This window comes from Sphingopyxis sp. MC1 (assembly GCF_000371385.1).
Lineage (GTDB): Bacteria > Pseudomonadota > Alphaproteobacteria > Sphingomonadales > Sphingomonadaceae > Sphingopyxis > Sphingopyxis terrae.
Genome location: NZ_AOUN01000006.1, coordinates 205,824 through 222,662, shown reverse-complemented (window position 1 = coordinate 222,662; position 16,839 = coordinate 205,824). Strand labels below are relative to the sequence as shown.

At 64.8% G+C, this 16,839-nt stretch carries 13 protein-coding genes; 2 read left to right on the top strand and 11 right to left on the bottom strand.

The genetic code is table 11. From position 1 onward, the window contains the following. Window positions 1-50: 50 nt before the first annotated feature. The 8 genes from EBMC1_RS10175 to EBMC1_RS10140 all read right to left on the bottom strand — a co-directional run bounded on the left by EBMC1_RS10175 (window position 51) and on the right by EBMC1_RS10140 (window position 9,548). The gene (locus EBMC1_RS10175) at window positions 51-1,181 is read right to left on the bottom strand and encodes an ABC transporter ATP-binding protein (protein ID WP_003044622.1); all 1,131 of its coding nucleotides are present in this window, start codon (window positions 1,179-1,181) and stop codon (window positions 51-53) included. Window positions 1,182-1,183: 2 nt separating this feature from the next. Beyond that, window positions 1,184-2,029 carry an ABC transporter permease gene (locus EBMC1_RS10170; protein ID WP_003044619.1) on the bottom strand — a complete coding sequence of 282 codons (846 nt, stop codon included), beginning with the start codon at window positions 2,027-2,029 and terminating at the stop codon, window positions 1,184-1,186. Further along, a complete protein-coding gene (locus tag EBMC1_RS10165) occupies window positions 2,029-2,934 on the bottom strand; it encodes an ABC transporter permease (protein ID WP_003044616.1) in 906 nt (301 codons plus the stop codon). The genes EBMC1_RS10170 and EBMC1_RS10165 overlap by 1 nt, the downstream gene beginning before the upstream one ends. A 24-nt stretch (window positions 2,935-2,958) precedes the next feature. Continuing rightward, window positions 2,959-4,065, bottom strand: a complete 1,107-nt coding sequence (locus EBMC1_RS10160) for an ABC transporter substrate-binding protein (protein ID WP_003044614.1) — start codon at window positions 4,063-4,065, stop codon at window positions 2,959-2,961. A gap of 118 nt (window positions 4,066-4,183) precedes the next feature. Further along, entirely contained in the window at window positions 4,184-5,575 is a 1,392-nt protein-coding gene (locus EBMC1_RS10155; RefSeq protein WP_003044612.1) for a glutamine synthetase family protein, read from the bottom strand. A 7-nt stretch (window positions 5,576-5,582) separates the two neighbouring features. Next, a complete protein-coding gene (locus tag EBMC1_RS10150) occupies window positions 5,583-6,926 on the bottom strand; it encodes an aspartate aminotransferase family protein (RefSeq protein ID WP_003044610.1) in 1,344 nt (447 codons plus the stop codon). Further along, the gene (locus tag EBMC1_RS10145; RefSeq protein WP_003044607.1) at window positions 6,923-8,188 is read right to left on the bottom strand and encodes an NAD(P)/FAD-dependent oxidoreductase; all 1,266 of its coding nucleotides are present in this window, start codon (window positions 8,186-8,188) and stop codon (window positions 6,923-6,925) included. Before EBMC1_RS10145 ends, EBMC1_RS10150 begins: the two co-directional genes overlap by 4 nt. A 13-nt stretch (window positions 8,189-8,201) precedes the next feature. Then, window positions 8,202-9,548: a glutamine synthetase family protein gene (locus tag EBMC1_RS10140; RefSeq protein WP_003044604.1), complete on the bottom strand. Its 1,347-nt coding sequence runs from the start codon at window positions 9,546-9,548 to the stop codon at window positions 8,202-8,204. A gap of 215 nt (window positions 9,549-9,763) precedes the next feature. Here EBMC1_RS10140 and EBMC1_RS10135 point away from each other — a divergent pair, with 215 nt between their 5' ends. Beyond that, the gene (locus tag EBMC1_RS10135) at window positions 9,764-11,083 is read left to right on the top strand and encodes an aspartate aminotransferase family protein (protein WP_003044601.1); all 1,320 of its coding nucleotides are present in this window, start codon (window positions 9,764-9,766) and stop codon (window positions 11,081-11,083) included. A gap of 93 nt (window positions 11,084-11,176) precedes the next feature. On the opposite strand, the gene EBMC1_RS10130 is transcribed toward EBMC1_RS10135, so the two are convergent. Both EBMC1_RS10130 and gltX read right to left on the bottom strand, forming a co-directional pair. Continuing rightward, window positions 11,177-12,463 carry a citrate synthase gene (locus EBMC1_RS10130; RefSeq protein ID WP_003044597.1) on the bottom strand — a complete coding sequence of 429 codons (1,287 nt, stop codon included), beginning with the start codon at window positions 12,461-12,463 and terminating at the stop codon, window positions 11,177-11,179. A gap of 37 nt (window positions 12,464-12,500) precedes the next feature. Further along, on the bottom strand, window positions 12,501-13,967 hold the full coding sequence (gltX, locus tag EBMC1_RS10125; protein WP_003044594.1) for a glutamate--tRNA ligase: 1,467 nt from the start codon (window positions 13,965-13,967) through the stop codon (window positions 12,501-12,503). A 70-nt stretch (window positions 13,968-14,037) separates the two neighbouring features. Between gltX and EBMC1_RS10120 the strand changes: the two genes are divergently transcribed. Then, on the top strand, window positions 14,038-16,197 hold the full coding sequence (locus EBMC1_RS10120; RefSeq protein ID WP_003044591.1) for a ComEC/Rec2 family competence protein: 2,160 nt from the start codon (window positions 14,038-14,040) through the stop codon (window positions 16,195-16,197). Here the strand turns inward: EBMC1_RS10120 and lexA are convergent. After that, the gene (gene lexA / locus EBMC1_RS10115) at window positions 16,151-16,834 is read right to left on the bottom strand and encodes a transcriptional repressor LexA (RefSeq protein WP_003044588.1); all 684 of its coding nucleotides are present in this window, start codon (window positions 16,832-16,834) and stop codon (window positions 16,151-16,153) included. The two genes, EBMC1_RS10120 and lexA, sit on opposite strands and share 47 nt — an antisense overlap. Between the last annotated feature and the right edge of the window lie 5 nt (window positions 16,835-16,839).

The window sequence follows — 16,839 nt, the reverse complement described above, 5'->3', positions numbered from 1 at the left end:
GTCATGAACCCCGGATCAAGTCCGGGGTGACGATGGTGCAAGGGTTGCCGTCAGCCCAGCAACACCACCGGGCTGTCGGCGCGCCAGTGCATGCTGACCTTGTCGTCCCAGGTGAAATCCTCCTGGTCGTGGCGCGATAGATTGGGGCGCGACACGCGTAGCCGCGCGCCCGATTCGAGTTCGATATCGTACAGGGTGATATCGCCGAGATAGCTCATGCCCTTGATCGTGCCGCGCGCAAAATTATGCCCCTCGGGGGCGTCCTGCGCCGCGGCGCGCACCGCTTTGCCTTCGCCCGGAACGTGCAGATAGATTTTCTCGGGCCGCAGCGCGACCCAGACGTCGGCGCCATGCGGGCCGGTCACGCCATGGTTCAGATAGACGCGCCCCAATCCGGGGCAATCGACCGCGGCGCGATCGGGTTCGTCGAGCGTCAGCTTGCCTTCGAAGATGTTCACCGAACCGACGAAATCGGCAACGAAGCGATTGGCGGGATATTCGTACAGGTCCGAAGGCCCGGCGAGCTGCGCCACGTCGCCCTTGTTGATCACCGCGATGCGGCTCGCCATCGACAGCGCCTCATCCTGGTCGTGCGTCACGGTGACGAAGGTGATGCCGACCTGGTCCTGCAGGTCGGCGAGCTCGAACTGCATCTGCGCGCGCAATTTGGCGTCGAGCGCCGACAGCGGTTCGTCGAGGAGCAGCACCTTCGGCCGCATGATGAGGCTGCGCGCCAGCGCGACGCGCTGCCGCTGGCCGCCCGACATCTGGTCGGGCATCCGGTCTTCGAAGCCGCCGAGCTTTACCAGCTCGAGCGCTTCGGCAACGCGGTCCTTGATTTCGCCGCCGCGCACGCCAGCGATCTTGAGGCCGTAGGCGACATTGTCGGTGACGCTCATGTGCGGAAAGACGGCATAGCTCTGGAACACCATGTTCACCGGCCGCTTGTTCGGCGGGATACCGGCCATGTCCTGCCCGTCGATCAGGATATGGCCTTCGGTCGGCAATTCGAAGCCGGCGATCATGCGCAGCAGCGTCGTCTTGCCGCAGCCCGACGGGCCGAGCAGCACGAAGAACTCGCCCGCCATGATGTCGAGGCTGACGTTATCGACCGCGGTCACCTTGCCGAAGCGTTTGGAGACATTCTGGATCTGGATGATCGGCCTGGGCGCGTCGGTCATGGTCAGTGGGTTTCCGCAATGGCTTTGACGCCCTGAAGTTTCAGCGCGACGGCGGTGAGCAGGATGGTGAGGAGGATGAGCAGCGTCGATGCCGCATTGACTTCGGGCGTCACCGAGAAGCGGACCATCGAATAGACCTTCACCGGGAAGGTGATCGTGTCGGGGCCGCTGGTGAAATAGGTGATGACGAAATCGTCGAGGCTGAGCGTGAAGGACAGCAGCGCGCCCGCGATCAGCGCCGGGCGCATGTGCGGGATCAGCACATCGCGGAACACCGCCCATTCGCCGGCGCCGAGATCCTTTGCCGCTTCCTCCTGCTCGCGGTTGAAGCTGGCGAGGCGCGATCGCACGACCATCGTCACGAACGGAAAGCAGAAGGTGATGTGGGCAATGATGATCGCGCCGAGATTGAAGGGCCAGATCAGGTCGGTCGGCCATTCGAGCCATTTGGCAAAGAAGATCAGGAAGGCGACGCCCATGCAGATTTCGGGAACGATGATCGGCAGCGAAATCGTTCCGTCGACCGCGCCCTTCAACGGGAAGCGGAAACGCCAGAGCATCACCGCCGCGACCGCGCCGAGGATCAGGCTGATAAGCGTCGCGAGCGCCGCGATGGTGAGCGAGTTGACGAGCGCTTCGACCAGCACGTCGTTGCCGAGCGCCTTGTCATAATATTTGAGCGTGAAGCCGCGCCAGACGACGTTGCGCTTGCTGTCGTTGAAGCTGAAGATCATCAGCACGACCAGCGGAGCGTAGAGAAAGACCATGACTGCGCCGACCCACAGCCGCATCCACAGGGTGCGGCTATATTCCAGCGGCGCGCGCGGGGTGCGGGAAAAGATCGCCATCAGCGCGCCTCCGGCACCTTGCGCCGCATCGATTGCAGCGCGATCAGGATGAACATGGCATAGATGAGGATGAAAGAGAGCGCCGCGCCGAATGGCCAGTCGTTCGCCTTCTTGAACTGGCGTTCGATGACGTTCGCGATCATCTGGCTGTCGGTCCCGCCCATCAGGTCCGGCGTGAGATAGGCGCCGAGCGCGGGGATCAGCGTGATCATTACGCCGGCGACGATGCCCGGCGCGGCCAGCGGCACGACGATGCGCATGATCGTGCGGAAATGCCCCGCGCCAAGGTCGAGGCTCGCCTCAATCAGGCTGCGGTCGAGCCGGTCAAGCGCCGCATAGAGCGGCAGCACCATGAAGGGCAGGTGGACGTAGACGAGTCCGAAGACGACCGCGAAATTGTTGAAGAGCAGTTGCACCGGCTCCCATGTCGGAAGCGGCTGCATCCCGACGAGCGTCTTGAGCCAGCTCGCGCCGTCCCACAGCGCGCCCAGCCCTTTGTTGGCAAAGCCCTGGGTGCCGAGCAGCATCATCAGCGCATAGGTGCGGATCAGCAAATTGGTCCAGAAGGGCAGCATGATGCCGAGCAGCAGCCACGGCCGCCATTTCTCGCTCGCGAAGGTGATCGCCATCGCCACGGGAAAGCCCACGATCAGGCAGATCAGCGTAACGAGTGCTGCAACCGCGAAGCTTTTGCCGAAGATCGACAGATAGAGAATTTCGGTCGCGCGCTTGTAATTTTCGAGCGTTCCCGAAAATTCGATCTCGGTCAGGCCGCGGTTCTCGCCGAAGCTGTAGAACCAGACGATCGCCATCGGGATGACGAAGAACAGGAGGGTCCATAGCAGGGTCGGAACCGACACCGCCGCGAAGACCCGCTTGTTCGCTTTCCAGTCCTGCTCGGCCATCCCCCCGATGCCCCTTTCAGACCGTTACGACGCCCGCACCTTCGTAAAGGCTTCCTCGTAGAGCGGCTGAAGCTTTTCGTTGAACTTCGCATATTCGCACTTGGCGAGCACGTCCGCGGGCGGGAAGATGACCGGATTGTTCTTGTAGCTGTCGGGCATCAGCGCCTTCGCGGCGGCATTTGGGGTCGGGTAGAGGATCGTTTCGGTGATCTTCTTGTCGACCTCGGCATCGAGCATATAGTTGATGAAGGCGTGGGCGTTCTTCGGGTGCGGCGCGCCCTTCGGAATGCACAGCGTATCCGAATTGAGCTGGCTGCCTTCCTTCGGCACGACGAAATCGAGATCGGGATCCTCGGTCATCGCCTGCGCGATGTCGCCATTATATTCGAGCACGACATCGACGTCGCCCTTGAGCAGCAGATCCTGCCCGTCATCCTCGTGGAATTTCTTCACATAGGGCTTTTGTTTGATCATCATCGCCGAAATGGTCTGAATATCCTCCGGCGTCAGCGAATTGACCGATTTGCCGAGATATTTGCCATAGAGGCGGAACATGTCGCCGGCCTCCGACAGCCAGGCCATGCGGCCCTTATATTCGTCGCTGTCGAACAGGACCTTCCAGCTGTCGGGCGCGGTCTTCACCTTCGACTTGCGATAGCCGATACCCAGAACCAGCCAGGTGTAAGGCATCGAGAATTTGCGGCCCGGATCATAATCGACGTTCAGGAAGCTGGGGTCGATATTCTTCATGTTCGGGATCTGCGCATGATCGAGCGGCATCAGCATGTCGGCGCGCGCCATGCGTTCGACAAAGTCGTTCGACGGCACGATGACGTCATAGCCGGGATTGCCCGCCTTGAACTTCGCGAACAGCGTGTCGTTGCTGTCGAACAGGTCCATCGTGACATCGACGCCGGTCGACGCCTTGAAATCGTCGAGCGTCGTTTCGCCGATATAGGTGTCCCAGTTGTAGAAGTTGAGCTTGGCCTCTTCGCCGTTGGCAAGCTTCTTGTCGCTGCCCTTGCTGCACGCGGCGAGGCCGCCGAAGCTGATCCCGATTGCGGCGACGCCCATCGCCTGAAGCAGCGAGCGGCGATTGCGGCCCTGCGCGAGCAGTTCGTTCAAATCCATGGCTGGCCTCCCTGATTGTGACCGCAAGCTGACTCATTAATGTCGGCTTGAAAAGAGGCTTTTTTGCACCGCAACACGAATCCGTGACATTTTCGTGCGTCGTGGCCCAGGCAGGTCGCTATGCGTTGCGCAGATACCAGTCGTAGTCGATCGTCGGCACCGTCCCGAAATAGCGATCCTGTTCGACCCGCTTCACGATGCTGAACATGTCGACGAAGCGGTCGCCGAGATAATCGCGCATCAGCGCCGAGGCGTGGAAGCGGTCGACCGCCGCGAACCAGTTCGACGGCGGCTTGTCGTCGCCCGAGGCGTCGCGATCATAGCCGTTGCCGACGACCGCCGGACCCGGGTCGGTCCGGCTTGTCATTCCGTGATGCATGCCGGCGAGCACGGCGGCTACCGCGAGATAGGGATTGGCATCGGCGCCGCAAGCGCGATGCTCGACATGCCGGCTTGGCGGCGGCCCGGCCGGGATGCGGAAGGACACGGTGCGATTGTTGACCCCCCACGTCGGCGCTACGGGGGCGTAGCTGTTCGCCTTGAACCGGCGATAGCTGTTGGCGTGCGGGGCAAAGAGCGCAAAGCCGTCGCCGACGCTGCCGATCATGCCGCCGATCGCGTGGCGCAGCGCATCGGTGCCCTCGGGATCGTCGCTCGCAAAGATATTGCCGCCCGCGCCATCGTTGACCGAGACGTGGATGTGCATCCCGCTCCCCGCCTGTTCGGCGAAAGGCTTGGCCATGAAGGTCGCCTCGAGCCCATGTTGCTGGGCGATCGCCTTGACCAGCCTTTTGTACATGATCGCGTCGTCGCAGGCGCGCAGCGCGTCGGGCTTGTGGCGCAGCGTCAGCTCGAACTGGCCGGGCGCAAATTCGCTGATCGCACTTTCGAGCGGCAGGCCCTGGACGTCGGTCGCCGCATAGAGGGCGTCGAAGAAGGGACGAAAGTCGTCGAGTTCACGCAGGCCATAGACTTCGACATTGCGCGGCGTGTCGCGGCTGTAGCCGGGGCGGGCGGGGCGCACCGACCCGTCGCGCGCGCGGCGCGGGTCGAGCAGGTAGAATTCCAGCTCGACTGCAAGCACCGGGGTCAGGCCGTCGGCGGTGTAGCGGTCGATCACGCTGCCGAGCACATGGCGGGGATCGAGGTCGTGCGGCGTGCCGTCGAGTTCATAAAAATCGACGAGGAACTGCGCGGCCCGATCGCCGCCCCACGGCGTGCGGACGAGGGTGCCGGGGATCGGCTTCATCGATCGGTCGGCGTCGCCATCTTCCCAGACCAAGCCCGTTTCGACGGTGTCCTGCCCAGTGATGTCGACGACAGTGATCGAGCCGGGGAACATGCGTCCGCTTTCATAGACAGCGAGCACTTCATGTTGGCGCAGCCGCTTGCCGCGCGGGACGCCGCCCATGTCGGTATAGATCATCTCGATCGAATCGACGTCGGGATTGGCCCGGAAGAATTCCTCGGCCTCCGACCGCGGCGCGATCACGCCCGACGACTTCGCCATTGCCCCACTACTCCTTCAGCGCCTTGATGCAGTCGGCGAAGCCGCCGACCAGCCGGTCGATCTGGTCGTCGCCGGTCACCGGGCTCACCAACATCATATTGTGAAATGGCGCCAGCAAAATTCCCCGATTGGCGAGGAAAATGTGGATCGCGGCCTCCAGCGCGGGATGCATCGCCGCCTTCGCCTCGCCGCCGCTGCGGGGCGGGACGGGGCAGGTGAGGAATTCGACCCGCGCGCCGACCTGCGTGACGTGCCAGTCGAGCGACGCAGCGGCGATTTCGCGCTCCAGCCCCGTGACGAGCCGCGCGGCGCCGCGCAGCATGGCGTCATAGGCGGTGGGGGTGATGACCTCGCCGAGCATGACGTCCATCGCAGTGATCGCAAGCGCGTTGGCGGAGAGCGTCGTGCCGATGCCGCTATGCCCCGGCGGGCGCCTCCTGTTGAGCGCCGCCATGCGCTCCGCGACCGCGGCGCTGAAACCATAGACGGCGCACGGCACGCCGCCGCCGATCGACTTTCCGACGACCATCAGATCGGCCATCGGGCCGTGGGTGCGGGCATGGCCGCCATAGCCCGACGAGATGCTGTGCGTTTCGTCGAAAACCAGCAGCGTGCCCGTCTCGTCGCACAGGCTGCGCAGCGTTTCGAGGAAGCCCGGCGCGTCCTGCACCATGCCGACATTGGTCATGACGGGTTCGGCGAGGACGCAGGCGATATCGCCGCCGCGCAGCGCGGCGGCAAGCGTGCCTGCGTCGTTGAATTCGATCACCGTCGTCGTGCCGCGAAGATCGTGGATCTGGCCGATCAGGCTGGCGCGCATCACCGGCGCGCCGTCTTTCAGATCGACGAACGCATCGTCGACCGCGCCATGATAGGCGCCGTTGAAGATAAGGATTTTCGGCCGGCCGCTGATCCCGCGACACCAGCGGATGACGGCGCGATTGGCTTCGCTTGCCGTCGTCGTCACCTGCCATTGCGGAAAGCCGAACATGACCGACAGCTTCGCCGACAGCGCGGCGCCGCGGTTCGTGGGCAGCATATAGCTCAGCCCCTCGGCCGCCTGCCGTGCGAGCGCGGCGGCGAGCGCGGGCGGCGAATGTCCGAAAAGGCTGGCCGTGTCGCCAAGGCAGAAATCGTCATAGGTCCGCCCGTCGATACTCGTCAGCGTCGCATCCTTGGCCGACGCGGCGACGATCGGCACCGGGCTGGGCCAATCTTTCATCCAGTGGAAGGGCACCGACTGGAACCAGCCGGTCGCCGCGGCCTGATGCGCGAAAGCGCGCGGGTTGTCGGCGCGGAAGCGTTCGGCCTCGCGCGCGGCGACGCGGGCGATGGAGGCGTCGGCGATCATCCCAGCCTGTCTTTCAGTGCGTAATAGAGAAGGCCCAGCGTCGCGAGCGGGCGGCGCAGCCATTTGCCGCCGGGAAAGGGGTGCGAGGGCAGGCTCGCGAGCACGTCGAAGCGTTCGGCGGTCCCCGCCAGCGCCTCGGCGATCAACTCGCCGGCGGTCGTCGTGATCAGCGCGCCATGCCCCGAAAATCCGTGCGCGAAAAAGACATTTCCGCGCCGGCCGATATGCGGCAGCCGGTTCATCGTCACCGCGACCGTACCGCCCCAGCCATAGTCGATTTCGGCATTGGCGACCTGCGGAAACACCTCGGCCATGAACGGACGCACGAACGCTGCGATGTCGCGCGGCGGCGTCTGCGAATAACGCTCGCCGCCGCCGAAGATCAGGCGCTTGTCGGCCGACAGGCGAAAATAGTTGAGCACGAAACGGCTGTCGGCGACTGCGGCGTCGGTAGGGAGCAGGTCATCGGCGTTCGGCAGCGGCGCCGTCGCGATGTTGTAGTTCATGATCGGCACCGTGTAACGCCCGAGATCGGGCTCGACCTCGCCGATCCAGCTATCGGTGGCGTCGATGAAATAGCGCGCCTCTATCGTCGATCGGTCGAGAAACAGTTCGCCGCCGTTGCCGTCGAGAATCCAGTTTGCACGCTGTCCCTGAAGTATCCGGACGCCGGCCGCTTCGGCGGCTTTCGCCAAACCGATCGCGTAATTGAGTGGATGGAAATGCCCGCCCTGCGGATCGTAGACACCGCCATGATAGAGCGGGCTTGCTATATGGGCGTCCATGTCGGCCTTGGCGACCACATCGGTTTCATAGCCGTGGCGTTGGCCCAGATAGTCGGCCTCGCGCCGCATCGCATCGAAATCTTTCGGTGTCCACGCGGCCTCGACATGCCCTGCCTTGAGATCGCAGTCGATGCCATGTGTCGCGATCCGGTGCTTTACGCGGTTGTCGCGCCAGCAAAGATCGAACAAGGCATCGGCGCGTTCGCGGCCGAATTCGGCTTCGAGTTCGGACGCCGACCAGCGAAGACCGGGGATCAACTGCCCGCCATTGCGTCCCGATGCGCCGAAGCCAACCCGTTCCGCTTCGACGAGAATGACCGAAAAGCCTCTCTCGGCGCAGGCAAGGGCGGCCGACAAGCCGGTAAAGCCGCCGCCGATTACGGCAACGTCGCAGGCGTATGCGCCCGCGATGTCCGCATCCACGAGGCAATCGTGCGCGGTCGCCGAATAATAGCTGTTGTTCAGCGGGTCGGTCATGGCGTCGCGCGCGTCAAACGCGCATCAGCAGATGTTCGCGCTCCCAGCTCGACACCACCGACTGATAGTTGAACAGCTCATAATCCTTCACGGCGTAGAAGATTTCGAAAAAATCGTCGCCGAGCAGGTTGCGGACCTTCTTGCACGAGCTGAACCGGTCGAGCGCGGCTTCCAGCGTGCGCGGCAGGGTGCGGGCGCGGTTATAGGCGCTGCCGGTGATCGGCTTGGGCGGAACCATGCGGTCGATCATGCCGATATAGCCGCAGACGAGCGAGGCCGCGATCGCAAGATAGGGATTGCTGTCGGCGCCGGGCAGACGGTTTTCGACGCGGCGGTTGTTCTTGTCCGACACCGGGATGCGAAAACCGCATGACCGGTTGTCGACGCCCCACTGGACGTTGATCGGCGCTGCGCTGTCGGGACGCATCCGGCGAAAGCTGTTCACATTGGGCGCCCACATGGGCGAGATTTGCGGCATGAAGCGGATCAGCCCCGCGACATAGGATCGAAAGGCCGCGCTGTCGCGGCCGTTGGCGGTCGCGAACAGGTTGCGCCCCGTCTCGGCATCGACGACCGATTGGTGAATGTGCATCGCGCTTCCCGGCTGACCGGCCATCGGGTTCGCCATGAAGGTCGCATAGACGCTGTGCTGTTTCGCGACGTTGCGGACGACGCGCTTGAAGAGAAACACCTCGTCGGCGAGCCGCAGCGGATCGCCGTGCATGAAATTCACCTCGAGCTGTGCGGCGCCCATTTCGTGGATCATCGTGTCGATATCGAGCCCCATCAGCTCGCAATCGTCATAGATATGATCGATGATATCCTCATATTCGTTCATGGCTTCAAGGCCATAGGGCTGGCTCGCGGTTTCCGCCCGGCCCGACTGGCCGGTCGGCGGCGTCAACGGAAAGTCGGGGTCGGTGTTCTGCGAGACGAGATAGAATTCGACCTCGGGTGCGATGATCGGCTTCCAACCCTTGTCCTGGTAAAGGCCCAGCACCTTTTTCAGGATCGTCCGCGGCGCGATGTCGACCTCGGTGCCGTCGCCATTATAGGCATCGGCAATCACGAAGGCCGTCGGCGAGGTGAAGCCCGGCGCGACGCAGATGGTATCGGGGTCGGCAAGCAGGATCTTATCGGGATCCTTGTCCCAGACATCGTCGATATCCTCGGGATAATGGCCGTCGATCGTGCAGATGAAGACGCTGCCGGGGATCCGCAGCGACTTGTCCTTGACCGAAGCGAGGAATTTCTTGGCGGGCAGAACCTTGCCGCGCTGCACCCCGTTGATGTCGGGAACGATACATTCGACTTCGTCGATATTATGGTCGCTGATCCATTGTTCCAGATTGACTGACATGCGCCCCCGATTGGGCCGAGGAGCCGGCCCGTTTGTGGAACATGCAGCGTATAGCGAAGTCCGCCGGAGCGCCAGAGGGGCCGTTGTCGGTCATTTCGGGCATTGCCAGTCGCATGGTAGCTCGCCAGATTGCGCCCAGATTACGCATCGTCATTGCGAACGGATTGCCGCGTCGCCTTCGGCTCCTCGCGATGACGATTCTTGGGAAGAGGAACATGACGATGCAGGGTGACAACGACCAGCTGGTAAGTTTCTGGATGCCCTTCACCGCGAACCGTTCCTACAAGGCCCATCCGCGTCAGCTCGTCGCGGCGAGCGGGATGTATTATCAGTCGGGCGACGGACGCCGGATCCTCGACGGCACCTCGGGCCTGTGGTGCAGCAATGCCGGCCACTGCCGCCCCGAAATTGCAGAAGCCATCGCCAAGGCGGCGACAACGCTCGATTTCGCGCCGACGTTTCAGCTTGGCCATCCGCTGCCCTTCGAGCTGGCGCAGCGTCTCGCGGCGCTGATGCCCGAAGGGCTCGACCGGATATTCTTTACCAACAGCGGCTCTGAATCGGTCGATACCGCGCTCAAAATCGCACTGGCGGTGCAGCGCGCGAAGGGGCAGGGGACGCGCACCCGGCTGATCGGGCGCGAGCGCGGCTATCATGGCGTCGGTTTCGGCGGAATCAGCGTCGGCGGGATCGTCAGCAATCGCCGCACCTGGCCGGGGCTGCCCGGAACCGATCATCTGCGGCACACGCACGATCTGGCCCGCAACGCCTTCACGCGCGGTTTCCCGGCGCACGGCGCCGAACTCGCCGACGACCTTCAGCGGCTCGTCGACCTGCATGGCGCCGAAACGATCGCGGCGGTGATCGTCGAGCCGATGGCGGGCTCGACCGGCGTGCTGATTCCCCCGGCCGGTTATCTCCAGCGGCTGCGCGAAATTTGTGACCGGCATGGCATCATCCTGATCTTCGACGAGGTGATTACCGCCTTCGGCCGCGTCGGCGCGGCGACCGCTGCCGAGGCCTGGGGGGTGACCCCCGACATCATCACCATGGCGAAAGGGCTGACCAACGCGGCGGTGCCGATGGGCGCGGTCGCGGTGAAGCGCGACCTCCACGACGCCGTGATCGAAAGCGTGCCGGGCGGGATCGAGCTGTTCCACGGTTATACCTATTCGGGCCACCCGCTCGCGAGCGCGGCGGGGCTGGCGACGCTCGATATTTATGCGCGCGAAGCGCTGTTCGACCGGGCGAACGAACTCGCCGGCTATTGGGAGGATGCGGCGCACAGCCTGAAGGGGCGGCGCCACATCATCGATATTCGCACGATCGGGCTTGTCGCCGGCATCGAACTCGAACCACGACCTGGCGCTCCGACGGCGCGGGCGATGGAGTTGTTCCATGCTGCCTTCGACAGCGGCCTGCTGGTGCGCGCAACGGGCGACATCATCGCGCTGTCGCCGCCGCTGATCGTTGAAAAGACAGAGATAGACGCGATGTTCGGCAAGCTTGCCGAGCTTCTGGACCGCATCGATTGACGGCTCCGCTCGGGTGGGCGCACAAAAAAGGGGCCGCATATGCGGCCCCTTTCTGCAAGCGGTTCTGAACCGGGATAGATTCCCGGTACCGCCTCAGCGCTTGTCGACGGGGACGTAGGCGCGCTGCGTCGGGCCGGTGTAGAGCTGGCGCGGGCGGCCGATCTTCTGCGCGGGGTCCGAGATCATCTCGTTCCACTGCGCGACCCAGCCGACGGTACGGGCGAGCGCGAAGAGGGCGGTGAACATCGTGGTCGGGAAGCCGATCGCCGACAGGATGACGCCCGAATAGAAGTCGACATTGGGGAAGAGCTTCTTTTCGACGAAATAATCGTCGTTGAGCGCCATTTCCTCAAGCTGCAGCGCGACGTCGAAGACCGGGTCGTTGACCTTGAGCGCGGTGAACACCTCGCGCACGGTTTTCTGCATCACCGTCGCACGCGGGTCGTAATTCTTGTAAACGCGGTGGCCGAAGCCCATCAGGCGGAACGGATCATCCTTGTCCTTCGCGCGCGCGATATATTCGGGGATGCGTTCGGGACGGCCGATTTCGCGCAGCATGTTGAGCGCGGCTTCGTTGGCCCCGCCATGCGCCGGACCCCACAGGCAGGCGATGCCCGCCGCAATGCACGCGAAGGGATTGGCGCCCGACGAACCCGCAAGGCGAACGGTCGAGGTCGATGCATTCTGCTCATGGTCGGCATGCAGGATGAAGATGCGGTCGAGCGCGCGGACGACCGCCGGATCAACCTCATATTCCTCGGCCGGAACGCCGAAGGTCATGCGCAGGAAATTATGCGTGTAGCTGAGGTCGTTCTGCGGATAGATGAAGGGCTGACCCACCGAATATTTATACGCCATCGCCGCGATCGTCGGCATCTTGGCGATCAGGCGGTGGCTCGCGATCATGCGCTGGTGCGGATCGTGGATTTCGGTCGAATCATGATAAAAGGCGGACAGCGCGCCAACCACGCCGCACATGATCGCCATCGGGTGCGCGTCACGGCGGAAGCCGCGATAGAAGGTCGCAAGCTGTTCATGCAGCATCGTGTGGCGCGTGATCGTGGTATCGAACTTCGCCAGCTCGTCGCCGCTCGGCAATTCGCCGTTCAGGAGCAGATAGGCGACCTCCATGAAGGTCGAATGTTCGGCAAGATCGCCGATCGCATAACCGCGGTGGAGCAGGACGCCTTCGTCGCCGTCGATATAGGTCAGCTTCGACTCGCAGCTCGCGGTCGAGGTGAAGCCCGGATCATAGGTGAAGGCGCCGGTCTGGCCGTAGAATTTGCGGATGTCGACGACGTCGGGGCCGACGGTGCCCTTCAGCACCGGACTCTCGACAGTCTTGTCGCCCAGGGTGATTTTCGCGGTCTGGTCGGTCATATTTTTTCCCCTGATCTACGGGCGGGAGAGTGAGTGGCTACGCCCCTGCCGGATAATTGTGCGCTGCGTCAAGTCGCGCCAGGCTCTCGTCGCGTCCCAATAGCAGCAAGACGTCGAAAATGCCCGGAGAAACGGTGCGGCCGGTCAAGGCGGCGCGCAGCGGCTGAGCGAGCTTGCCGAGGCCGACACCGGCCGACTCGCTCGTTTCGCGCACCGACGTCTCGATGGCATCGTGCGACCAGTCGTCCAGCGCGCGCAGGCGGTCGGTAACATTCGCCAGCAAGCCTTCCGGCGCTTCGGCGATCAGCGCGGCGGCTTTCTCTTCGATCGTCAGCGGACGCACCGCAAACAGGAAGACGGCGCCCTCGGCAATCTCGTCCAATGTCTTCGCGCGCGGCTTGAGCACGTCCATCGCGCGCGCGAGCAAGGCGCGGTCGTCGCTGTCGAGTGCGCGCCCGACGAGCGTCTCGACCCGCGGCGCCACCAGGCCGGCGAGCCGGGCATCGTCGGCCTCGCGGATATAATGGCCGTTCAGATTTTCGAGCTTCTTGAAATCGAAGCGCGACGGCGAGCGGCCGACGTTGGCGAGATCGAACCATTCGACCGCCTGCTCGCGGCTGATGATTTCGGCATCGCCATGCCCCCAGCCAAGGCGAAGCAGATAATTGTTCACCGCCTCGGGCAGATAGCCAAGCTCGTCGCGATAGGCATCGACGCCGAGCGCGCCGTGCCGTTTCGACAGCTTTGCGCCATCGGCGCCGTGGATCAGCGGGACGTGCGCATAAACCGGCTCGCGCCACGCCATCGCGCGGATCAGCGCGAGCTGGCGGAAGGCGTTGTTCAGGTGATCGTCACCACGGATGACATGGGTGATCCCCATGTCGTTATCGTCGACGACGACGCTGAGCATATAGGTCGGGGTGCCGTCGCTGCGCAGCAGGATGAAATCGTCGAGCTCGGCATTCTGGACCGTCACCTCGCCCTGCACGCGATCGTGGATCGTCACCGCGCCATCTTGCGGCGCGCGCAAGCGGATGACGTGCGGGGCGGCGGGATCGCCGTCGTCACGGTCGCGCCACGGGCTGCGGACGCGGAAGGGGATGCGCTTTTCCTGTGCTTCGGCACGCATAGCGGCCAGTTCATCCTGCGTCAGATAGCAGCGATAGGCCGCGCCCTTGGCGAGCAGTTCGTGCGCAACCTCGGCATGGCGCGCCGCGCGCGCGAACTGATAGACGGTCTCGCCGTCCCAATCGAGGTCGAGCCACTGCATCCCGTCGAGGATCGCGTCGATGGCGGCGTCGGTTGAGCGTGCGCGGTCGGTATCCTCGATCCGCAGCAGGAACTTGCCGCCGTGATGGCGCGCGAAAAGCCAGTTGAACAGCGCGGTCCGCGCGCCGCCGATGTGCAGATATCCCGTGGGGGAGGGGGCGAAGCGGGTGACGACGGCGGCGCCCGTCGCTTCGGGGGTCGCTTCTGCCAATTCGGTTTTGTTTTCGGTTGCCACTCTGGCCTCTTTCACTCAGGCTGCCGGCCGCGGAACAGGGACCGCGGCGGATTTCGGGGCTGCCCCTAGCATGGCGACAAGCACGCTTCAAACGCCCATTGCCGCGCGGACGCTTTCATGGTTCGGCGCCTTGCCGGCGGCGATCGAGAGTCGGCTGGAGACCGAGCGCGAGCGGCTGCCGCTCTGGTTTCCTGTGGCCTTCGGCGCGGGGATCGCGCTGTGGTTCGCCTTGCCGACCGCGGCGCAATGGATCGGGCTTCTTTGCGCCTTGACGGGGGGCATGGCCTTCGGCCTGGCAATCGGCTGGCAGACCCGCGTTGGCCGCGCCCTGACGATCGGTTGCGGGGTTGCCGCGGCAGGGCTGCTGCTGATCTGGGGCCGCGCGCTGTGGGTCGAGGCGCCGGTGCTCGCGCGGCCGGTGACGACCGAATTTTCGGCGCGGGTCGAAGCGGCCGAGCCTTTGCCGGCGCGCGCGCAATTGCGGCTTGTCGTGCGGCCGCTCGCGCGCCCCGATCTGCCGCCGCGCCTGCGGCTCACGCTGCGCGGCGACCAGCGGCGCCCAATTGTGCCGGGGACGATGATCGGCGTGCGCGCGCGGCTGATGCCGCCGCCAACCGCGAGCCTGCCCGGCGGCTATGATTTTGCGCAGCGCGCCTGGTTCGACCGCATCGGCGCGGTCGGAACAGTGCTTGGCGATGTCATACTGCCGCCGGGCGCCGAGCACGCACGCCAGCCGCTGCGCACGCGGCTGAGCGAGCATATCCATCGCCAGGTTGCGGGATCGCCGGGCGGTGTCGCGTCGGCGCTGGTAACGGGCGATCGCGGCGCGATCACGCCCGAGGATGAGGAGGCGATGCGGCGCAGCGGACTGGCGCACCTCCTGTCGATCAGCGGGCTGCACGTCACCGCCGTGGTCGGCTTCGCGATGCTGCTCGCCATGCGATTGCTGGCGCTCAGCCCAAGGCTCGCGCTTGCGGGCTATGTGTTGCCGCTCGCCGCTGCCGCCGGGGCGCTCGCGGGCGGCGGCTATACGTGGTTGGCTGGCGCCGAGGTGCCGACGCTGCGGTCGTTGATCGCGGCGTTGTTGGTGCTGGCGGCGATCCTGCTGGGGCGCGAGGCGATTACCCTGCGGCTCGTCGCCGCCGGCGCGCTGCTCGTGCTACTGTGGCGGCCCGAGGCGCTGGTCGGGCCGAGTTTCCAGCTGAGCTTCGCGGCGGTAACCGCGATCGTCGCGCTCCACGAAAGCCGCGCGATGCAGCGCTTCGTCGCGCGGCGCGAGGAGCCATTTGCCTTCCGCTTCGGGCGCGGCGTCGCCGGCCTGCTGATCACCGGCATCGTCGTAGAGGTCGCCTTGTCGCCGATCGCGCTGTTCCATTTCCACAAGGCGGGGCTTTATGGCGCGCTCGCCAATGTCGTCGCGATCCCGCTGACGACCTTCGTCATCATGCCGGCGGAGGCTTTGGCGCTGCTGTTCGACGCGGTGGGGGCGGGGGCGCCCTTCTGGTGGGCGGCCGATCATGCGCTGCGCCTGCTCATCGGGCTCGCGCATCATGTCGCCGCGGCGCCCGGCGCCGTCACCACCTTGCCCGTTTTTCCGCCATGGGCTTTCGGGGTCGCGATGGCGGGCGGGTTGTGGATCTTGCTGTGGCGCAGCGGGTGGCGCTGGGCAGGCGCCGTGCCGCTAGTAGCGGGAATGGCGGTGCTGCTCGCACAGCCGCGCCCCGACCTGCTCGTGACCGGCGACGGGCGGCATATCGCAGCCGCCGTGCCGGGCGGCGGCTATGCCATGCTGCGCGATCGTGCCGGCGATTTCGTACGCGACGCGATGGCCGAAGCGGCGGGGATCGACACGCCGCTCGTCGCGCTCGGCGATCTCGACCATGTCGACTGCAATCGCGATTTCTGCCGTTGGACACAGGGCGAGGGCGATGCGCCGCGCGTCATCCTCGCCGCGCATGGGCGCGACCGGATCGCGGGTGAGGAGATGGCGGCCGCCTGCGCCGCCGCCGATGTGGTCATCAGCGAACGCTGGCTACCGCGCGAATGCGTCGCGCGCTGGCTGACGATCGACCGCGACACGCTGGAACAAAGCGGCGGCCTTGCGTTCTATCTGGGCGCGAAGCCGCGGCTCGTTTCGGCGCTGCGCGCGGGCGATGCGCATCCTTGGCGCCGCCCGCACCAGCTTAGTGGTAACGACGAAGCAGTCCCGACAGCCGACCTTGCACCATGACGCGATCGGCTTCGTAGCGCTGGGGTTCATAGGCGCTGTTGGCGGGATCGAGGCGCACCATCCGGCCTTCGCGATGGAAATATTTGAGCGTTGCGTCCTGTCCGTCGACGAGCGCGACGACGATATCACCCTCGCGCGCGGTACTCGCCTTCTGGATCAGCGCGTAGTCGCCGTCGAAAATCCCCGCCTCGACCATCGAGTCGCCCGATACTTCGAGCGCATAATGTTCGCCCGCGCCGAGCAACGCGGCGGGAACGGCGAGCCGGTTATAATCCTCGAACGCCTCGATCGGGACGCCCGCGGCAATCTTGCCGTGCAGCGGCACTTCGATAATGTCGTTCGCGGCGATGGGCTTCAGCGCCGGTGCGGGCTTGCGCAGCGGTACCACATTGTCACTGTCGATCCGCGTTTTGGGTTTGGCCGCATCGGGCAGCTTCAACACTTCGAGCGCGCGCGCACGATTCGGCAGGCGGCGCAGGAAGCCGCGTTCTTCGAGCGCGCTGATCAGCCGGTGGATGCCCGATTTCGACTTGAGGCCCAGCGCCTCCTTCATTTCCTCGAACGACGGCGAGATGCCGCTGGCGTCGAGCCGTTCCTGGATGAAGTGGAGCAGTTCATGCTGCTTCGCGGTCAACATCGGTC

Bases quoted from the DNA above. Each gene is read 5' to 3' on its own strand.
- EBMC1_RS10175 (WP_003044622.1), bottom strand. From the start codon at position 1,181: ATGACCGACGCGCCCAGGCCGATCATCCAGATCCAGAATGTCTCCAAA.
- EBMC1_RS10170 (WP_003044619.1), bottom strand. From the start codon at position 2,029: ATGGCGATCTTTTCCCGCACCCCGCGCGCGCCGCTGGAATATAGCCGC.
- EBMC1_RS10165 (WP_003044616.1), bottom strand. From the start codon at position 2,934: ATGGCCGAGCAGGACTGGAAAGCGAACAAGCGGGTCTTCGCGGCGGTG.
- EBMC1_RS10160 (WP_003044614.1), bottom strand. From the start codon at position 4,065: ATGGATTTGAACGAACTGCTCGCGCAGGGCCGCAATCGCCGCTCGCTG.
- EBMC1_RS10155 (WP_003044612.1), bottom strand. From the start codon at position 5,575: ATGGCGAAGTCGTCGGGCGTGATCGCGCCGCGGTCGGAGGCCGAGGAA.
- EBMC1_RS10150 (WP_003044610.1), bottom strand. From the start codon at position 6,926: ATGATCGCCGACGCCTCCATCGCCCGCGTCGCCGCGCGCGAGGCCGAA.
- EBMC1_RS10145 (WP_003044607.1), bottom strand. From the start codon at position 8,188: ATGACCGACCCGCTGAACAACAGCTATTATTCGGCGACCGCGCACGAT.
- EBMC1_RS10140 (WP_003044604.1), bottom strand. From the start codon at position 9,548: ATGTCAGTCAATCTGGAACAATGGATCAGCGACCATAATATCGACGAA.
- EBMC1_RS10135 (WP_003044601.1), top strand. From the start codon at position 9,764: ATGACGATGCAGGGTGACAACGACCAGCTGGTAAGTTTCTGGATGCCC.
- EBMC1_RS10130 (WP_003044597.1), bottom strand. From the start codon at position 12,463: ATGACCGACCAGACCGCGAAAATCACCCTGGGCGACAAGACTGTCGAG.
- EBMC1_RS10120 (WP_003044591.1), top strand. From the start codon at position 14,038: ATGGCGACAAGCACGCTTCAAACGCCCATTGCCGCGCGGACGCTTTCA.
- lexA (WP_003044588.1), bottom strand. From the start codon at position 16,834: ATGTTGACCGCGAAGCAGCATGAACTGCTCCACTTCATCCAGGAACGG.